This is a genomic window from Pseudoalteromonas sp. APC 3495 (assembly GCF_030407645.1).
Lineage (GTDB): Bacteria > Pseudomonadota > Gammaproteobacteria > Enterobacterales > Alteromonadaceae > Pseudoalteromonas > Pseudoalteromonas tetraodonis.
In genome coordinates this window covers 43,655-61,874 of record NZ_JASDDA010000005.1, presented here as the reverse complement: position 1 = coordinate 61,874, position 18,220 = coordinate 43,655, and the positions used below count along the sequence as shown (strand labels likewise).

Below are 18,220 nucleotides of genomic sequence, written 5' to 3'. Positions count from 1 at the left end.
TTCACGTTTTGTTAGTTAAAAGACCCGTATATGCTATCACAAAATAAAAGCCGTTTGGGGCTAGTTTTTATTGAGTTTTTCTTTAATTAAACCAATAGCAAAGGTACACACAGGTAAACTGAGCAAAATTCCAACAAGTAAGCTCATCGGCAACAATCCGACCACGCCGATCAACAAAAGAGGCACAGCCACCAAACCGATAATGCCAATGTAAAACGCGCCCCACACTGGCCAAAAATGATCGTATTTTGTGATTAAATGCCCGGATAAAAGATTAAACCCGATGCCATATAAGAAAGTCATCATCAGCGCATTATCTGGGTATGCATCAATGGCCATTTTTTGTAATAACGATATGGCACTTTGGTAACAATAACCAAACACAGTCCATAGCAGGATGTGCTTAAGTAAACGTTTAGAGAAGGATAACTCCGGGGACTGTGACATAATAAAGCTCCAGATAGCAAAAAACCGCCAATAAGGCGGTTTTTTAAATAATGGTGGAGAGATAGGGATTTGAACCCTAGAGGGGCTATAAACCCCTGCCGGTTTTCAAGACCGGTGCATTCGACCACTCTGCCATCTCTCCGTACGGCGCGCATAATAAGATCATACGCTTAGCTTGTAAAGCCCTATTTTACTAAAACTGATTAAATAGTTAAATATTAACCAAGATAGTCATAAACCCTAGTAATATTGTTTAGGTCTGCGGGCAATCCAAGAACATACTAAACACACCAATAAGCTGGCAGTTAAAAATGCAATACTTTGAAATATTAAATCGAAGCGGTTTAAATCATCACTTGGGATCACAACTAACACAAACGAAGGTAGGACGGTGAATAATAGAACATAGCAGCATATTTTAAAGGCTCTGCCAAAATCAAATCGTCGAGACTGTTGCATCCACCATGTTAGTAGTACTAGGACGCCCATCGCAGTTGCAGCAATAAAGTGAGCTGCTTGTGTATTCATTGCAACATAAAATGTCGCAAGCGCGCCAACAACACCCCAGATTGACCAAGCAAACCAGTTTTCTTTTTCACGTAAAAATAAATTTCCCATCATTTTCGTCTTCTTTATCGTTATTATTGGTAAGACTTTCCATACATTACCAAAAAACAACCGATTAAAAAACAAACTGAAGAAGATTTATTGCGTATGGTGCTTCCGTGCGCTTCTCGCAGCTACAATATTAACCGCGGTAGTGTAACACGATTAACTTAATGAATTATGACTATATTGAATATAAAAAGTTCATCCTATTGCTACAAAAAACTAAAATAGTTTTCTGGCTTATGGCGCGGTGACTTTTTACACTCAACTGCTGGCGTCCCTAAATACAAATAACCCACTATTTCATCATCATTATTTAAGTTAAGCGCGTGTTTAACACTGGGGCTTTGTGCAAAGTAACCTGTGCGCCAAATACCGCCAAGCCCTTGTGCAAATGCGGCTTGTTGCATAGCCAGCACGCCACAGCCTGCACTTTGAACTTGTTCTATTCTTGGTACTTTTGGATGTTGTTGATATTTTGCAATGGCAATAATGATCATGGGTGCTCTAAGGGGTAACTCTTTAGCACGATTAATTACTTTTTCAGCTTGCTGCTCGGCCAAAGCGCTTTGATAATAAATTTCACCCAACTTATGACGTGCATCCCCTTGAACAATGATATATTGCCAAGGCGCAATACAGCCATGATCGGGAACTCTGAGCCCAGCCTGCTGAATAATGTTTAGTTGTTCTTCATTAGGGCCTGGCTCTGTCAGTTTTGCATCTGACTGGCGGGTTAATAAAAGCTCAATAGCATCCATTATAATTACTCAAAAGACAAAACAATAGCATACCATTGAAACCCTTAGGTTAAAATATAATGGGCACCCCGCTGTTATTATTTGCTTATCAAGAAAGTACCTAGGTTAAAAAAGCACACAAATAATATCGCAACCCAAATAGCCGTGTATTTGTGCCATTACAAAATGGCGCTAGCCTTTTGCGTGTAAATAATTAGGTCGAACTAATGAGGGGCTTTATAGATTTAATTTTGCCAGTTAAGCGTTGTAGCCGAGGCACCATTGAAAGTCGCAATAGCGTATTTATTAGCTATACAAGGAATGGGATAAGGTAAAAATCAACAATATAAGGGTCTGATTATAAGTTAACTATCTTTAAAAAATAATCAGACCCGTGTACTTACTTAAATTGCATATTAGATACTGCGTGCAACTTGTAAAGCTTCAAATATAGCGCGCTTGGCATCAATAGCCGCTGCCAGTTTAGCGCCACCAATAACATGAACCTTGGCATTCTCTGCTTGCGCCTTAAATAGTTCGTCATTAGACACTTGGCCAATACAAGCAATCACAGTATCAACTGGCAATACTTGCGTTTCGCCAGAAACACTTATAGTTAGGCCGTTTTTATCAAAACGATGGTATTGGCAATTGGCAATTTGCTTAACGCCATGTTGTTTAGCAACTTGACGATGTATCCAACCGGTTGTTTTACCTAAATCACCACCAAAGCGCCCTTCACTGCGTTTAAGCATATAAAGTTGACGCTCATCTTTATGAGGCTGAGCATCGCACTCTATTCCCCACTGGGTTTTAAAGTCGCTGATACTTTGTGATTTATGTTCACTTAAAAATGCCACCATATCAAAACCGATACCGCCTGCGCCTAAAATCGCAATCGAGTTACCAAGTTCAACCTCACCGCGAATGACTTCATCGTAGGCAAAAACACGTTTGTCATCACTACATTCTATAGAGGCTTCACGTGGCCTTACACCCGTGGCAAAAACCACATCGTCAAACTGACTCAGCATACTATCATCAAATGCTTTTCCTAATTCAATGGTGACGTTTAAACGCTTAAGTTCATTGGTAAAGTAAGCCAATGTATGGTTAAAGTCTTCTTTACCAGGTATTTGCATGGCTAAATTAAACTGCCCACCCATATGCTGCTTTTGGTCAATAAGCGTTACATTGTGACCTTTTTGCGCTAAGTAGCAACTTGAAGAAAGCCCAGCAGGACCCGCTCCAACCACTAATACATTTTTAGCTGTTGCGGCTTTTTCTAGAGGGTAATCAAGTTCAAAACCCGCTTGTGGGTTAACTAAGCAAGTGGCACGTTTACCTTTAAATACATGGTCTAAACAGCCCTGATTACACCCTATACAAATATTAATATGTTCAGAGCGCTTGGCTTGATATTTATTAAAGAACTCAGGATCGGCAAGTAAAGGGCGCGCCATAGAGATTAAATCAGCTTCACCCGCCGTTAAAATATCGTTGGCAATCTCTGGTGTATTAATGCGGTTTACGGCAATAACAGGCACGCTAATAACATCTTTCAACCGCTTTGACGCTTCTTTAAATGCGCCTGGGGGTACCATGCTTGCAATTGTCGGTACCCGTGCTTCATGCCAACCAATGCCAGTATTAAAAATATCAACACCTGCTTTTTCAAGTGCAATAGCTTGTTGTGTTACTTCCTCAGGAGTTGAGCCATTCGGAATTAAATCGATAACAGACAGTCTAAAAATAATTAGAAATTTATCTGAAACTTTAGCTCTTACTGCTTTTACAATCTCAACAGCTAAACGCATTCTGTTTTCAAGACTGCCACCAAACTCATCGTCTCGTTTGTTTGTATGCGGTGCCATAAATTCATTAATTAAGTAACCTTCAGAGCCCATCACCTCTACGCCGTCGTAACCTGCTTTTTCTGCTAAATATGCAGAGTGAGCAAAATCTTTAATGGTTTTTTTAATTGAACTTAAAGACATAGCCTTAGGTTTATAAGGATTGATCGGTGCTTTTATCGCACTTGGGGCTTGATTGAATGGATGATAAGCATAGCGCCCAGCATGCAATAACTGCAGGCAAATTTTACCACCATGTTGATGAACAGCTTGTGTATAAGCGCGGTGTTTAAAAACATCATAATAACTATTAAATGATGATGAAATAGGCGTTAACTTGCCGCGAAGATTAGGGCTATATCCCCCCGTAATGAGCATTGCTGTGCCACCTTTAGCACGTGCTTCATAAAAAGCACGAAGGCGATTACGATTATGCCATCCCTCTTCGAGGCCGGTATGCATTGATCCCATTACTAAACGGTTACGTAATTGTGTGTGTTTTAGTTCTAATTTTTGTTCTAACATCCTGTGCCCCAATAACTGGTCTAACCTGTGTGCATTTAGTCAATTCTGCTTTAATGACCAACAATAAGCAATATATGAGCAGATTAAACTTAATAATTTTTTAACTTAAAACCTGTTGACTGCGTTTATATTGACCAATAGAGTGAGTTAAAAGTAGTGACTACAGCCATAATTTCAGTAATTATTTATTAAATAAACACGTGTTTAATCTCAAGTGTAATTGAATTTATAAATGTTTCGTTACGATTTAGCAGTTAAATTTATTTATATTCTACGCTAAGATGGCAATAACGTTTTAGCTGTACCAATTTAAGGAGCTATTTTGATAGCAAAGGTATTTAAAGGTATATGGACGGGGATCAACTTCTCACGTCGTTTAATACTCAACGTATTGTTTTTATTTTTGGTCGTCATTTTTATCGTATCGGTATCAAGTGACGGTGATAAAATTATTGTCGAAGAGGGCTCTGTTCTTAGACTTAACCTTAATGGCCCTATTGTCGAAGAAAAAACCTATATAGACCCTGTTGAAGCCGCTATTAATGATGCAACGGCCAGTGCTGACTCACCCAGTGAAATATTGCTCGACGATGTAGTTGAAGTAATTAATGAAGCAGCACAAGACTCGCGTATAAGCGCTATTTTGCTTGATTTACAAGAAATGCCAAAAGCACATTTAAATAAGCTCAAACAAATTACGCAGGCACTTGAAACATTTAAAGCAACTGGTAAAAAAGTGATTGCCTCAGGGTATTACTACACCCAAGCACAATATTACATTGCCGCGCATGCAGACGAAATTGCGATGCATCCTTATGGTAGTGTGCTTATTGAAGGCTACGGTATGTACCCGCTTTACTTCAAAGACGCATTAGAAAAATTAGAAGTCACTCAGCATATATTCCGTGTAGGTACCTTTAAATCGGCCGTTGAACCGTTTATCAGAAATGATATGTCAGAGGCAGCTAAAGAAGCAAACCGCGTATGGCTTGGTGCTTTATGGAATGAATATAAGCAAGACGTTAGTGCTGTACGTCCTTTTGATGAGTCAAACTTTGATGAAACAATGGATGTTTATTTAGCTAAAATGCAAGCCGCTAATGGTGATGCCGGTAAATATGCACTGGATAACCAATGGGTTGACTCATTAAAAACCAATCAGCAAATTCGCCAACAATTAATTGAATTGGTTGGAGAAAATGAAGATGGAAAAACATTTAAACAAGTCTCTTTTGGTGAATACTTAAGTTTAGTAAAACCGCCTATTGAGTTTGATAACCCTATGACTGAAAAAGTCGCTGTTGTGGTTGCTAAAGGCACTATTGTTGATGGTGAACGCCGTGCTGGTGAAATTGGTGGTGATTCAACTGCAGCCCTCCTTCGCAAAGCCCGACTTGATGACAAGGTTAAAGCGGTGGTTTTACGAATAGATTCAGGCGGTGGCAGCATGTTTGCCTCAGAAGTAATTCGTGCTGAAGTACTTGCACTTAAAGCTGCTGGTAAACCCGTTATTGCATCAATGAGCTCAGTAGCTGCATCAGGCGGTTATTGGATTGCATCGGCGGCCAATGAAATTTGGGCAGCGCCGAGTACAATTACCGGTTCAATTGGCGTATTTGGTACCTTTATGACATTTGAAGATACCCTCGCTAAAATAGGCGTGTATTCAGATGGCGTAGCGACCACCGAATTGGCAGGTTTTTCAATCACTCGCCCACTTAACGAGAAAATGGCTAAAGTTATTCAAATGAGTGTTGAAGAAGCATATGGACGCTTTTTAGATGTGGTTGCTGAGGCACGTAATATGACCCCAGAGCAAGTTGATAAAATTGCCCAAGGTCGGGTATGGATTGCCTCTCAAGCTCAAGAGCTTGGTTTAGTTGATAAACTTGGTAATAAACAAGATGCGATTAAAGCAGCTGCAGAGCTTGCAAAGCTTAACTACTATGACGTTAAAACAATTAAGCAATCGCTTAGCCCACAAGAAAAAATGCTTCAAGATATTTTCGGCAGTGCCGCCGTTAAATCAGTACTTGGGCTTGAAACACAAAAAACAGCAGTATTAGCCAGCCAAGCTAATCTGCAAAGTGTTATTAAACAATTAAGCAGTGAAGTAGAAAACCTAAAAGATTATAACGATCCACAAGGTGTTTATGCCCGCTGTTTAGAGTGTACAGTTGCACAATAGTGCCTTAACAGGCTGTATTGATTAGCAGTTAGCGTTATACTAAGCCCAGTTTTTTTACTGGGCTTTTTTTATGAAACGTAAACGCATTTATATCGCTTACACTGGCGGTACCATAGGAATGAAAAAATCAATCCGCGGCTATATTCCTGCTGAAGGGTTTTTAACCGAAACCGTGGTTAATAACGCAGAGTTTAATCGTGAAGAAATGCCACTATTTGATATTCATGAATACTGCCCGCTTATAGATTCTTCAGATATGTCACCGGCTCATTGGCAACTCATCGCCGATGACATAAAAAGTAAATACCAAGATTACGATGGCTTTGTGGTACTGCATGGCACCGATACTATGGCCTATACTGCATCAGCTCTTTCGTTTATGTTTGAAAACTTAACTAAACCTATTATTGTGACCGGCTCACAAATTCCGCTGTCTCAATTACGCTCAGATGGCCAAGTTAACCTACTTAATGCAATGTATTTAGCGGCTAACTATCCCATTGCAGAAGTCAGCTTATTTTTTAATAATCAGTTGTTCAGAGGTAATCGTGCCACTAAAGCCCATGCAGATGGGTTTGATGCATTCGCCTCACCTAACTTAGAGCCGCTTGCACTTTCAGGTATTAATATTCAGCTGATCAAAGGGCAATTAAGCCCGTATGTAGAAAATGAACTCCAAGTTACCCCTATTACACCGCAAGCTATTGGCGTGCTGTATTTATACCCAGGGATCAGCAAAGAAGTAGTAAAAAGCTTAGTTAATGGCAATATTAAAGCCCTTGTACTGCTAAGCTTTGGTGTAGGCAATGCGCCACAAGACCCTGAGTTTTTAGCGATTCTGGATGAAGCAAGTAAACGGGGTGTTATTATTACTAATTTAACCCAATGTTTAAAAGGCCAAGTGAACATGGGCGGTTATGCCACGGGTAATGCGCTGTTAAACATAGGCGTGATCAGCGGTTACGATATGACCTTAGAAGCATGCTTAACTAAGCTGCATTACTTGTTTAGTCAAAACCTAGAAATTGAAACAATTCGCCATTTAATGCAAGATAACCTGCGTGGTGAGCTGACCCGTTAAGTAATCAGTTAAGCGAATAACAAAAAAGGACGCTACTTAGCGTCCTTTTTAATTACTTAGATTTTATTAACGAACTTTTGCGTCAATATCAACTAAGTCAGTTAAATGACACGTTTCACCACTGTGGGTTTTAATGCCATGCTCACCAAAGTAATCACGCTGGGCTTGAACTAAGTGCCCATTACTTGGTGTTGTTAGCGTTGCTAAGTAGGTTTGTGTTGCACTAAGCACAGGAAACGCCAGACCCGTCATAACGGCTTGGCCAGTCACTTTACGCATCGCTAATGACTCTTTTTCAAGGGTATCAATAAACTCAACGCCTTGCGCTACACTATCAAGGTAATCAGCACGGATAATACACCCTGCACGCCATGTTTGTAGCGTTTTCGCTAAATCAACTTTCCATTGATGAGTTCGTGAAGCGCCTTTAATTAATGCAAGTCCTTGACGATAGGCCAACAGGCTCGCAAGGGTAAACGCATCTTTTAATTCATCTAAATCAATATCAACTTGCGTGGTATTTTGTGCGCTGTATGTCATTTCTTGTGCGGCAGTGGTATTACACGCATTGGTTAAATGACGAGCTTGTACAGCAGCCACTAACGACGGTACCGCAATACCTAATTCAAGGGCGTTTTGTGCTGTCCATAAACCGGTGCCTTTTGCGCCTACTTTATTGTCAATTAAATCTACAAGCGGCACATTATGCGAATTTTCAAGTGATAAAATATGGCTTGAGATTGACAGTAAATAGCTATTTAGTTGCCCTTGAGACCATTCGTTAAATATCTCTGCAATTTCTTTAGGTGAGCGATTAGTGCCGTGACGCAATAGCTGATACATTTCTGCAATCAGTTGCATGAGTGCGTATTCAATTCCATTGTGAACCATTTTTACAAAATGGCCGCTAGCTGACTGCCCTACACGCGCAAAACACGACTCGCCTTTATAGCTTGCAGCAACCTTTGTAAACCATGGCTCGACACGCTCCCAACCACCTTCAGAACCACTGGCCATCATAGCTGGACCGTGACGTGCACCCTCGGCACCGCCTGAAATACCCATAGTGGCAAATTCAAACTTATCTTGGTATTTGAGCTTACGGTTAATACCGTCTTTATAATTACTGTTACCACAATCAACAATAATATCACTGCACTGAACACCCGCTTCAATAAGCTCGTTGCAAACCGCATCAACTAACTCACCAGCAGGCACAAGTAATAAAATAGAACGCGGTGCTTCTAAACGCCTAACCATATCCCCTAAATCAGAGACAATGTGAAGTTTATCAGCCATGCCTTGTGATTTAGCACAACTTAGTAATTCTTCACCCGCATTTGGGTTTTTGTCATAAGCGACAAGCGTTATCCCTTTTTCAATCAAGTTCAGGGCAAGATTTTTCCCCATAACGCCTAACCCTACTAATGCAACTTGCATTTAGTGCCCTCCTCGGTAACAACTATTTGGTTAGTAAATTAAAATAATACCGCGTGCATTATACTCAGACCGCAGCCATGAGCAAAGCTACATGCATTTATTACAGCTAAAATAAACGCCGCAATTATATCAAACAACCGCCCTCTCAGGGGAAGAAATAGCAGTGCTATTTAAATTTTTAGATCATTGACGCCCTGTGACACCGGTGTCATAATGATGACATATTCATTTTGTATATAATAGTCGCAATGTTATAAAAATTGCATAAAACTAAAGATTGCTCTTTATTAGTAATCGCTAAAAACAAAATAACCGTCAACTTGCTTAAAAAAAGCACACAGGAGAATTTAATGTTAAGACGTACAAAAATAGTCGCGACACTTGGACCTGCAACAGATAGAGATAATAACTTAGAAAAAATTATTCGTGCAGGCGCAAATGTCGTTCGATTAAATTTCTCACACGGTGTTGCACAAGATCATAAAGACCGTGCACAAGCTGTTCGAGATATTGCAACTAAACTTGGTAAGCACATCGCGATTCTCGCTGACTTACAAGGCCCAAAAATTCGCGTTTCAACCTTCAAAGAAGGCAAAGTGACCTTATCTGTTGGTGCAAAATTTATTCTTGATGCCAAAATGGAAAAAGGCCAAGGCGATATTAACGCCGTCGGTATTGACTATAAAGAGCTACCACAAGATGTTGCCCCTGGTGATTTATTGCTATTAAACGATGGCTTAATTCAACTCACCGTAGAAAGTGTTGAAGGTCACTTAGTTCATACCATTGTGACTGTTGGCGGCGTACTTTCTAATAATAAAGGGATTAACCGTCTAGGTGGAGGCTTAACGGCACCTGCATTTACGGAAAAAGATAAAGAAGATTTAATCACCGCTGCTGAAATTGGCGTTGATTACATTGCAGTTTCTTTTCCTCGCAGTGGCGATGATATGCGTTATGTGCGTTCATTAGCGGAGGCTGCAGGCTCTAATGCACAGCTTTTAGCTAAAATTGAGCGTGCTGAAGCAGTAGAAACACAAGAAGCAGTTGATGACATTATTTTAGCGTCTGACGCTGTTATGGTTGCCCGTGGCGACTTAGGTGTAGAAATTGGTGATGCTGCACTAATGGGTAAACAAAAACTCATTATTCGTCGTGCTCGTTCATTGAACCGTACCGTTGTAACCGCTACGCAAATGATGGAATCGATGATCGATAACCCTATGCCAACACGTGCAGAAGTTATGGATGTTGCCAATGCAGTACTTGATGGCACAGATGCAGTGATGCTTTCTGCTGAAACAGCCGCTGGTGATTACCCGGAAGAAACCGTTGCTACTATGGCGCGTGTTTGTTTAGGTGCTGAGTCGCAAAAAGAAACACACGTTTCTAAACATCGTTTAGACAGCCGTTTTTCTTCTAATGCCGAATCAATTGCCTTATCAGCTATGTATGCAGCTAACCACTTAGACTCTGTTAAAGCGATTATCACCCTTACTGAGTCAGGTAGCACGGCAAAATTGATGTCGCGTATTAGCTCTGGACTGCCTATTTATTCACTTTCACGTCATGCAAGTACATTAGGTCAAACAGCGCTGTATCGTGGTGTTTACCCTGTATTTTTTGACTCTACAAAATGTGAAAAAGATAGCATGGTTAAAGATGCATTAAGCACACTCGTAGCCGCAGGCTCTTTACAAGCAGGCGATACCGTGATTATTACCCACGGCGATGCGATGGAAACGATTGGTGCAACCAACACGATGAAAATAGTCACTGTTTCGTAACTGTAACGCGCATAAAAAAACGCGAGCTATATGCTCGCGTTTTTTATGCTATTTATTAAAATTAGCTTGCTAATGCTGCTTTTACTTTATCACGGTAACTTCTACTTACTTTGAGCTCTTGTCCGTTATCTAACACTAATAAATATTCACCACTAACCTGAGTTACCAGCTTGCTAATTTGTTTGGTGTTAACAATCGCGCTGCGATGAACACGTACAAATAAGCTTGGATCTAATTCTTGTTCAAGCTCTTTCATGGTTTTACGTAATATATGCGTTTGCCCATCTTGGCAATGCAGACACATGTAATCACCTGCCGCATCTACCCACTGTATAGTAGCAACGGGTACTCTGACAATTTCGCCCTGCTCTTTTACGGCCAATGATTCAGGATAACGACGATCTGTAAGGGTATCGCCAGTGGCTAATTTCTTTAAAATTTCTTCGCAGTTATTGCCTGTTATCCCTGCTACGAAACTCGCTAGTTTTTTCTTATGGGCGTTATCCTGCTGAGTTTTTAAATAGGTATGCACTTTTTCTACCGCCTGTTTTAATCTGTTATCATCAACGGGTTTTAAAATGTAATCTAAAGCATGAATTTCAAATGCTTTAACAGCAAAGTGATCAAACGCCGTAACAAACACAATGGCAGGTAAATCTTTACTGCTTTCACTTAAAGCACGTGCGACTTCAAAACCGTTCATACCAGGCATTTGAATATCAAGAAAGACAAGATCAATTTTTTCGTTTTTACAACTTTCAATCGCATCAAAACCTGAGCTACACAGTTTGATCACTTCAATATCAGAAAACTCTTCAAGCCTGACGGCTAAACCTTTACGTGCTAATGGTTCATCATCAACAATAAGCGTTTTTATTCTTGTCATTTCTTCACAGCCTTCTCAAACGGGACTCGCAGATTAACTTTTAATCCACTTGGCGTATTATGTGATAATACAAACGAGTAATTATTTTCGTAGAGCGTTTTTAATCTGTCTCGGGTGTTTGCCACCCCTACGCCTTGTGCATTAACTAACTGACCATTTTCAATATCAGTGCCAGGCCCATTATCGCCCACTTCAAGTAATAATTCATTAGCAAAAACTTGCGCTTTTATATCAATAACACCACCTTCTGACATATGGGCAATGGCGTACTTAATGGCATTTTCGATGATCGGTTGTAATATTAAGCTTGGCACTAATGCTTGTTTGGCCTGCTCACTCACGTCCACATTAACTTGTAAGCGCTCATCAAAACGTACACGTTCAATTTCTAAATAGAGCATTAATGCATGTAACTCTTGCTCCAGCGGCACTTTTTTAATTGGATCAGTATTAAGTGTATAGCGTAAAAAGTCACTCAATTTAGATACCATCAAGTTAGCATCTTTATTTTCTTTTACCAAAACTAAGGTTGATATTGCATTGAGCGTATTAAACAAAAAATGAGGATTTAGCTGGTATCTAAGCATTTTTAACTGCGCTTCGTGCGCCATCGTGGTTGCTTTTAAGGCTTTTTGACGTTCACTTTGTAATAACTGGTAATACTTAACCCCAAAGTACAAACCACTCCAACACAAAATAATATAAACAGAATCGAGTCCTTGTTGTAAATAATAAAACCATTCTTCAGGACGATATCCGTGGCGATAAATTTCCCACAGGTTAAACTTTTGCACCACGGCCCATAATGTACCGGTTATATAAGAGGCGCCAAATACAACAATAATTAATACCCAAGGTGAGGCATTCCAAATTTTGCGATAAATATAACGCAGAGGCACAGTCATTAAACAGCCCGCATAGGCGTTTAGTAAAATAACGAATACGTAAATATCACGCATTTCGAATACTTTAGAACCAATATAGTTAACTAACGCATAACCTATCCAGCCTGCAATTTGCAAAAGCCAGAAAAAACGTTGTCTGTTATCAATTAAAGACTGCCAATTCAAAATTAATTATTACCTTGTAAATTTGTCACTATTATATCGATTTATCGTCAGGTATAGCACTACCAACTGTCTTACTTTTTAATAGCCCTATCGCAAACAATAAATTAAATAAATACAGGATGGATGCTCAGTTCTGGTTTAGTGGTTACGTCAAACAAACTAAAACTCGTGTTGCAATTACCCCTTGCGGATGATTTAAAACGCATAAAAAAAGCGAAAGGCATCCACCTTTCGCTTATCAATGTTTACTTTTATTTTTTAAGCAAGCTTATCTGAAGCAACTTTATAAGTCGGATCTTCAATTACGTTCACTTCAACTAAGTCACGTGCTTTATGCAGTAGTTCTGTACAGTCTTTACTTAAGTGACGCAAGTGCAGCTTTTTACCCGCTTTATTGTATTTGTCAGCTAAGCTGTCGATGGCCTCAATCGCACTATGATCCGCAACGCGACTGTATTTAAACTCAACAATCACATCTTTGGGGTCGTTCTTAACATCAAATAAATCAGCAAAGTTTTTAACCGAACCAAAAAATAAAGGCCCATGTAGCTCGTACACTTTTGAACCTTCTTTATCAATATAGTTAGTTGTGTAAATATGTTTTGCATGCTGCCATGCAAACACTAACGCAGAGACAATAACACCTACACACACCGCAATCGCAAGGTCGGTAATAACCGTTACACCCGAAACTAATACAATTACAAAAGCATCAGATAAAGGCACGCGTTTCATCATTTTGAAACTCGCCCATTCAAACGTACCCAGCACCACCATAAACATAACCCCAACTAATGCGGCCAGTGGGATCATTTCGATTAAGCTTGAAGCGAAGATAATAAATGCAAGTAACATCAATGCGGCACTAATACCTGATAAACGCGAACGCCCACCTGAATTAATATTGATCATAGATTGGCCAATCATGGCACAGCCACCCATTGCACCAAAGAAACCACATGTGACGTTGGCCGCACCTTGGCCAATACATTCTTTATTAGAATGGCCACGGGTTTCTGTAATTTCGTCAATCAAGCTTAGCGTTAACAGCGATTCAATTAAGCCAATAGCTGCAAGAATAAGCGCATATGGAAAGATAATTTGTAGTGTTTCTAGGTTAAAAGGGACCATAGGAATATGAAACTGTGGTAAGCCACCGGCAATGGTTGCAGCTTCATTTCCTGTCATGCCTTTTAAGAAATCAAGTACCGTACGTGCTTCTAAATCAAGACCAATCACTAAACCCGTTACAGTAACAATAGCAACCAGTGATGAAGGCACCGCGGTAGTTAATTTTGGTAAAAAGTGAATAATTGCCATCGTTAGCGCCACTAAACCTAACATGATGTAAAGCGCACTGCCCGTCATCCACATTTGGCCGCCAGCACCATCAGGCACTTTAAACTGTCCAAGCTGGGCTAAAAATATAACAATCGCTAAACCGTTAACGAAACCGAGCATAACAGGATGCGGAACCATACGAATAAACTTACCGAGCTTAAATACCCCAGCCAATATTTGTAGTAGTCCCATCAGCAACACAGTAGCAAATAGGTATTCCACTCCGTGATCAAGTACTAAACTTACCATCACAACCGCTAATGCACCGGTTGCACCCGAAATCATACCCGGACGACCACCAAAAATAGCCGTAATTAAGCCCACAATAAATGCGGCGTATAAACCAACAAGAGGTTCTACATTTGCAACAAAGGCAAATGCAACAGCTTCTGGGATCAAGGCAAGTGCCACTGTCAATCCAGAGAGAATATCGTTTTTAGCAGAGCTTGGCGCTCTGCTGAGTAAGTTAAACATTGAGTTCCTCAGTTTTATTTCGCTAACAAAAAAAGCGCTAGATTTTATCAAATTAGCGCTCATTTCACAATTATAGTTAATTCAGCCTGTGTGTTTTTAGCTGCTTAGTAAAGTTTAAAGTGGCAGTGCCGTGCTTCGTTTAACACACGTCATGGTCACATTAGAATGAACCTCTTGTACATATTCTAAGCTAAGCAAGTTATCGCGTACAAAGTGCTCATAACCTTCTATGCCTTGAGAAATAATACGCAACATAAAGTCCATAGTCCCAGCCATGGTGTAACATTCAGTCACTTCATCATAGCTAAGTATTAATTTTTCAAACTCAGCTAAATTCTTTTTACCATGGTTTGATAAACGTACATGGGCGTAAACCAACATATCAAAGCCCAGCTTTTTTTCATCAAGCAATGCGACTTTACTTTTGATGTAGCCATCTTGTTCTAATTTAGCAATACGACGCCAACAAGGAGACTGAGAAAGTCCGACTTTGTCTGCAATCTCAGCAGTTGATAAACTTGCATCTTGTTGTAAAAGTGCCAATATTTGGCGATCTACGTGATTTAGAGACATTTTATTTCTTATTTATCTAATAAATTGGTTAAATTATACAGCCTTTTTAAAAAGCAGTCTGCTTATTTTTAACAAATATGCACATCAACCAAACTGGCCACTTACAAATGGGTTAGTAGCCTGTTCATGAGCAACATGGGTGTTGTCACCATGGCCACTTAAAATTGCAGTGTTCGGTGGTAATGTCATGATATGTTGCATTATAGAGTCGATTAGCTGCTTGCTGTCGCCTTTAGGAAAGTCGGTACGCCCTATTGAACCTTTGAAAATAACATCCCCGACGATAACCGTATTGTGTGCTTGTTGATAAAACACAACATGCCCTGGCGTATGCCCTGGGCAATGAAGTACTTTAAATTCAAGCTGCCCAACCTTGATACTATCACCATGGGCTAACCATTCATCAGGATAGAAGGAGTTGATCGGTTTAAAGCCAAACATAGTGGCTTGCATCGGTAAATTGTCGAACCAAAAACGTTCATCCTCATGAGGCCCAATCATCTTTACCTTGTGTTGCTCGCGTAAATTATGCGCAGCGCCTACATGATCTAAATGCCCATGGGTTAACCAAATCGCTGCTAATGATAAATTATGCTGCTTAAGTGATGCATTAATTTTTTCAGCATCACCGCCAGGGTCGACCACGACAGCTTGCTGGGTTTGTTCACATACTATAATGCGGCAATTTTGCATAAACGGGGTTACGGGAATAGTGATTATTTTCATCTTATATTTCTTTATCTTTTTGTGCTGGAATAACTATATTCTCTTCGTATGACATTAAAACTGGGTATTTCAAATAAGCTTGATCATAAAATGGGCTATGCTCATATAACCAATTTAAACGTGCTTCAGCGTTCTTAGCAAAGTCTTTATCCTGGTTTACTTTTTTATCAAATTCTTGGGCTAATTTGGGGTCATCAGCAAGCATTTTTTCAGCAAACGGTATCAAAGCATAATTTTCCATATATTCAGTGCGCTGAAAAATAGTATTAAACTCTCCCCAAGCAAAAAATGAATCTGGTGCTTCAGGATGTAGCAAGTGGACAGCTAACTCTCCTGCCTTTTGCTGCGTACTCACTTCAAACCAACCATCTAAATCCACATTTGTAGCTGGTACATAATCAAAACTAGCCGACACTCTAAAACGCCCTTCAAATGGCGCTTTATCAAAACTATATTGCGCTACTTTTGCCATTTTTAATGGCTGAGTGTTGGCACCACTGAGCTTATTAACTGACACCCCATGCAGGGCTAATTTCTCAATAATATCGGTGTAAACAGGTGGAATAAAAAATGATTTTGGTACTTCAACCGTGTGCTGCACCTCTTTTTGCCAAAAAATAGGCAGCTTGTCATAATCCTGTTTTTTACCCAAATAGCTTACTTCTTGTTGATTTGACAATGGGCTCAGGCTTTTAGAATAAGCAATACCTTTAAACGCGATATGATCAGGCTGCTCAGAATAACCACGCTTAACAATTAATTGCTTAGGAACAAATTCTTGTTCTTTTTTTACTGCATTAGCGAGTTTATCTTTATGCGCTGATAATGCTTCAATAGCACCATCTATAAACACATAAGTCCCTAACACGCGTTGTTTGTATGGCTTTAAAGAATGGTTTTCAACTAAAATGGTAGGCAATGACTTTAAATCACCCCACCCGTTTGAAAACCGCGGTGTGGCAACCCAACCTGCTAAACCTGATTTAAATTCTTGCTTATCCATAACAAACACTAAAGGGCCCGGAACATGGCCTTGCTCAGTGAGGGTTTGATCAATCATTGGTTTAAAATAACGGTTAAGCGCATCTGAAATGGCAGGCGACTCGCTAGCAAATACTGGGTTATAGCCATAGGTTACATCGTATTGGTAATCAGCCCCATCAGTCACGTGTACGTCAATATACAAATTCGGATTATAATCATTAATTACTTGAAGGACGCTTTTAACCTCTGGTGTATCAAGCTTAGTGTAATCACGATTTAAATTAAGATTATTTGCGTTTGTTCTAAAACCCATTTTGACAGGGCCACGCTGATTAATACGATTAAACGCACTACTACGCTCGTGACCATCAACGTTTAATATTGGGATAAATAAAATGTTTACCTTTTTTAATATATCGCGTCGTTTACCCGTAGCAATGTCTCTAAGCAGCATAAACATCGCATCTTTACCATCAATCTCACCAGCGTGAATACCAGCCTGAATAAGCACGGTTGGTTTGGTGCTATTGGCCATTTGCCCCGCATCAAAAAAACCTTGCTCACTAGCAATCAACATTTTTATTGCTCGTTTACTATTACTATAGCCAATCGTTTTTGATTTAAATTGAGTGGGATTCGCCGCCACTAATCTATCAACAAATGCCATGGTATTAGCATAATTGGGAGACGAGACTCCTGCAGAAATTTCAAAGTCTGTGGTTAAGGGTCCCTGTTGTTGCAATAGTGAGGTACTACTACCTTCCCATGGTAATAATGGCGGTAAATGATCGCTATTTACCATACTTGCAGATAAAACCAATAAACTTATAAACATATACTTCTCTAACAAACCCATTAATTAAGAAAAATTATAGCAATTAAACTTTTCTAGTTGCCAAAACTGCGGTGGTTCAACAAAAAAATACAGCCAACGGCATTTTTAGTTGCAGCCCAGCCACGCTATCAACATCTACTGAATAAAAAGGGCTAATTAGTACCTAAAAAAACGAACACACAACGGCAATAAATAAAGGAAAAAGCCTACAAGCGCATAAAAAAGATAATAAATTACAGGCACAAAAAAAGGAGCCATGGGCTCCTTTTCATTACTTATACAAAAACTTAAGCTGCCGCTAGGCCTTCTTTTGCTTTTGCTACAAGCGCTGCGAATGCAACTTGGTCGTAAACAGCGATATCTGCAAGGATCTTACGATCGATTTCTACAGATGTCTTTTTAAGACCATTGATAAAACGGCTGTAAGACAGACCATTTTGACGTGAAGCAGCATTGATACGTGCAATCCATAGTTGACGGAAAGTACGTTTCTTAGCACGGCGGTCACGGTAAGCGTATTGACCCGCTTTAGTAACAGCCTGGAAAGCTACGCGGTAAACACGTGAACGTGCTCCGTAGTAACCTTTCGCTTGTTTTAAAACTTTTTTGTGACGTGCACGTGCGACAACGCCGCGTTTAACTCTTGCCATTTCTAAAAACC

The 18,220-nt window shown here is 39.9% G+C and carries 15 protein-coding genes and 1 tRNA gene; 3 read left to right on the top strand and 13 right to left on the bottom strand.

Translation table 11 applies throughout. The features are described from left to right. Positions 1 to 60: 60 nt before the first annotated feature. From QL984_RS03305 to QL984_RS03285, 5 genes are all read right to left on the bottom strand, one after another. Complete coding sequence (locus QL984_RS03305; RefSeq protein WP_013464868.1) at positions 61 to 384, bottom strand: hypothetical protein; 324 nt, start codon at positions 382 to 384, stop codon at positions 61 to 63. Between the two features lie 114 nt (positions 385 to 498). Beyond that, positions 499 to 589 (bottom strand) — tRNA-Ser (locus QL984_RS03300). A 98-nt stretch (positions 590 to 687) separates the two neighbouring features. Then, positions 688 to 1,065: a hypothetical protein gene (locus QL984_RS03295; RefSeq protein ID WP_024601029.1), complete on the bottom strand. Its 378-nt coding sequence runs from the start codon at positions 1,063 to 1,065 to the stop codon at positions 688 to 690. 203 nt (positions 1,066 to 1,268) lie between these two features. Next, entirely contained in the window at positions 1,269 to 1,817 is a 549-nt protein-coding gene (locus QL984_RS03290; RefSeq protein WP_013464866.1) for an NAD(P)H nitroreductase, read from the bottom strand. Between the two features lie 395 nt (positions 1,818 to 2,212). Further along, on the bottom strand, positions 2,213 to 4,174 hold the full coding sequence (locus QL984_RS03285; RefSeq protein ID WP_138764093.1) for an NADPH-dependent 2,4-dienoyl-CoA reductase: 1,962 nt from the start codon (positions 4,172 to 4,174) through the stop codon (positions 2,213 to 2,215). A 322-nt stretch (positions 4,175 to 4,496) separates the two neighbouring features. Between QL984_RS03285 and sppA the strand changes: the two genes are divergently transcribed. Together sppA and ansA are read left to right on the top strand one after the other, a co-directional pair. Then, positions 4,497 to 6,362, top strand: coding sequence for a signal peptide peptidase SppA (gene sppA / locus QL984_RS03280; protein WP_008112457.1), 1,866 nt, complete (start codon positions 4,497 to 4,499; stop codon positions 6,360 to 6,362). Between the two features lie 70 nt (positions 6,363 to 6,432). Further along, a complete protein-coding gene (ansA, locus tag QL984_RS03275) occupies positions 6,433 to 7,443 on the top strand; it encodes an asparaginase (RefSeq protein ID WP_024601031.1) in 1,011 nt (336 codons plus the stop codon). A 66-nt stretch (positions 7,444 to 7,509) separates the two neighbouring features. Here ansA and gndA read toward each other — a convergent pair whose 3' ends face one another. After that, complete coding sequence (gene gndA, locus QL984_RS03270; RefSeq protein WP_013464864.1) at positions 7,510 to 8,883, bottom strand: NADP-dependent phosphogluconate dehydrogenase; 1,374 nt, start codon at positions 8,881 to 8,883, stop codon at positions 7,510 to 7,512. Positions 8,884 to 9,233: 350 nt separating this feature from the next. On the opposite strand from gndA, the gene pyk reads away from it, so the two are divergent. Further along, on the top strand, positions 9,234 to 10,670 hold the full coding sequence (pyk, locus tag QL984_RS03265; protein WP_008112452.1) for a pyruvate kinase: 1,437 nt from the start codon (positions 9,234 to 9,236) through the stop codon (positions 10,668 to 10,670). Positions 10,671 to 10,731: 61 nt separating this feature from the next. Here the strand turns inward: pyk and QL984_RS03260 are convergent, their stop codons facing one another. From QL984_RS03260 to rplT, 7 genes are all read right to left on the bottom strand, one after another. Beyond that, complete coding sequence (locus QL984_RS03260) at positions 10,732 to 11,556, bottom strand: LytTR family DNA-binding domain-containing protein (RefSeq protein ID WP_008110464.1); 825 nt, start codon at positions 11,554 to 11,556, stop codon at positions 10,732 to 10,734. Beyond that, positions 11,553 to 12,626, bottom strand: coding sequence for a histidine kinase (locus QL984_RS03255; protein WP_008110465.1), 1,074 nt, complete (start codon positions 12,624 to 12,626; stop codon positions 11,553 to 11,555). Before QL984_RS03255 ends, QL984_RS03260 begins: the two co-directional genes overlap by 4 nt. A 258-nt stretch (positions 12,627 to 12,884) precedes the next feature. Further along, the gene (locus tag QL984_RS03250; RefSeq protein WP_008110467.1) at positions 12,885 to 14,441 is read right to left on the bottom strand and encodes a SulP family inorganic anion transporter; all 1,557 of its coding nucleotides are present in this window, start codon (positions 14,439 to 14,441) and stop codon (positions 12,885 to 12,887) included. 114 nt (positions 14,442 to 14,555) lie between these two features. After that, complete coding sequence (locus QL984_RS03245; protein ID WP_008110469.1) at positions 14,556 to 15,014, bottom strand: Lrp/AsnC family transcriptional regulator; 459 nt, start codon at positions 15,012 to 15,014, stop codon at positions 14,556 to 14,558. Between the two features lie 84 nt (positions 15,015 to 15,098). Continuing rightward, complete coding sequence (locus QL984_RS03240; protein ID WP_024601034.1) at positions 15,099 to 15,740, bottom strand: MBL fold metallo-hydrolase; 642 nt, start codon at positions 15,738 to 15,740, stop codon at positions 15,099 to 15,101. Position 15,741: 1 nt separating this feature from the next. Next, positions 15,742 to 17,559, bottom strand: coding sequence for a M14 family metallopeptidase (locus QL984_RS03235; RefSeq protein ID WP_024601035.1), 1,818 nt, complete (start codon positions 17,557 to 17,559; stop codon positions 15,742 to 15,744). Positions 17,560 to 17,846: 287 nt separating this feature from the next. Next, entirely contained in the window at positions 17,847 to 18,209 is a 363-nt protein-coding gene (gene rplT / locus QL984_RS03230) for a 50S ribosomal protein L20 (RefSeq protein ID WP_008110477.1), read from the bottom strand. Positions 18,210 to 18,220 lie beyond the last annotated feature (11 nt).

Bases quoted from the DNA above. Each gene is read 5' to 3' on its own strand.
- QL984_RS03295 (WP_024601029.1), bottom strand. From the start codon at position 1,065: ATGGGAAATTTATTTTTACGTGAAAAAGAAAACTGGTTTGCTTGGTCA.
- QL984_RS03290 (WP_013464866.1), bottom strand. From the start codon at position 1,817: ATGGATGCTATTGAGCTTTTATTAACCCGCCAGTCAGATGCAAAACTG.
- QL984_RS03285 (WP_138764093.1), bottom strand. From the start codon at position 4,174: ATGTTAGAACAAAAATTAGAACTAAAACACACACAATTACGTAACCGT.
- ansA (WP_024601031.1), top strand. From the start codon at position 6,433: ATGAAACGTAAACGCATTTATATCGCTTACACTGGCGGTACCATAGGA.
- gndA (WP_013464864.1), bottom strand. From the start codon at position 8,883: ATGCAAGTTGCATTAGTAGGGTTAGGCGTTATGGGGAAAAATCTTGCC.
- pyk (WP_008112452.1), top strand. From the start codon at position 9,234: ATGTTAAGACGTACAAAAATAGTCGCGACACTTGGACCTGCAACAGAT.
- QL984_RS03260 (WP_008110464.1), bottom strand. From the start codon at position 11,556: ATGACAAGAATAAAAACGCTTATTGTTGATGATGAACCATTAGCACGT.
- QL984_RS03250 (WP_008110467.1), bottom strand. From the start codon at position 14,441: ATGTTTAACTTACTCAGCAGAGCGCCAAGCTCTGCTAAAAACGATATT.
- QL984_RS03245 (WP_008110469.1), bottom strand. From the start codon at position 15,014: ATGTCTCTAAATCACGTAGATCGCCAAATATTGGCACTTTTACAACAA.
- QL984_RS03240 (WP_024601034.1), bottom strand. From the start codon at position 15,740: ATGAAAATAATCACTATTCCCGTAACCCCGTTTATGCAAAATTGCCGC.
- QL984_RS03235 (WP_024601035.1), bottom strand. From the start codon at position 17,559: ATGTTTATAAGTTTATTGGTTTTATCTGCAAGTATGGTAAATAGCGAT.
- rplT (WP_008110477.1), bottom strand. From the start codon at position 18,209: ATGGCAAGAGTTAAACGCGGCGTTGTCGCACGTGCACGTCACAAAAAA.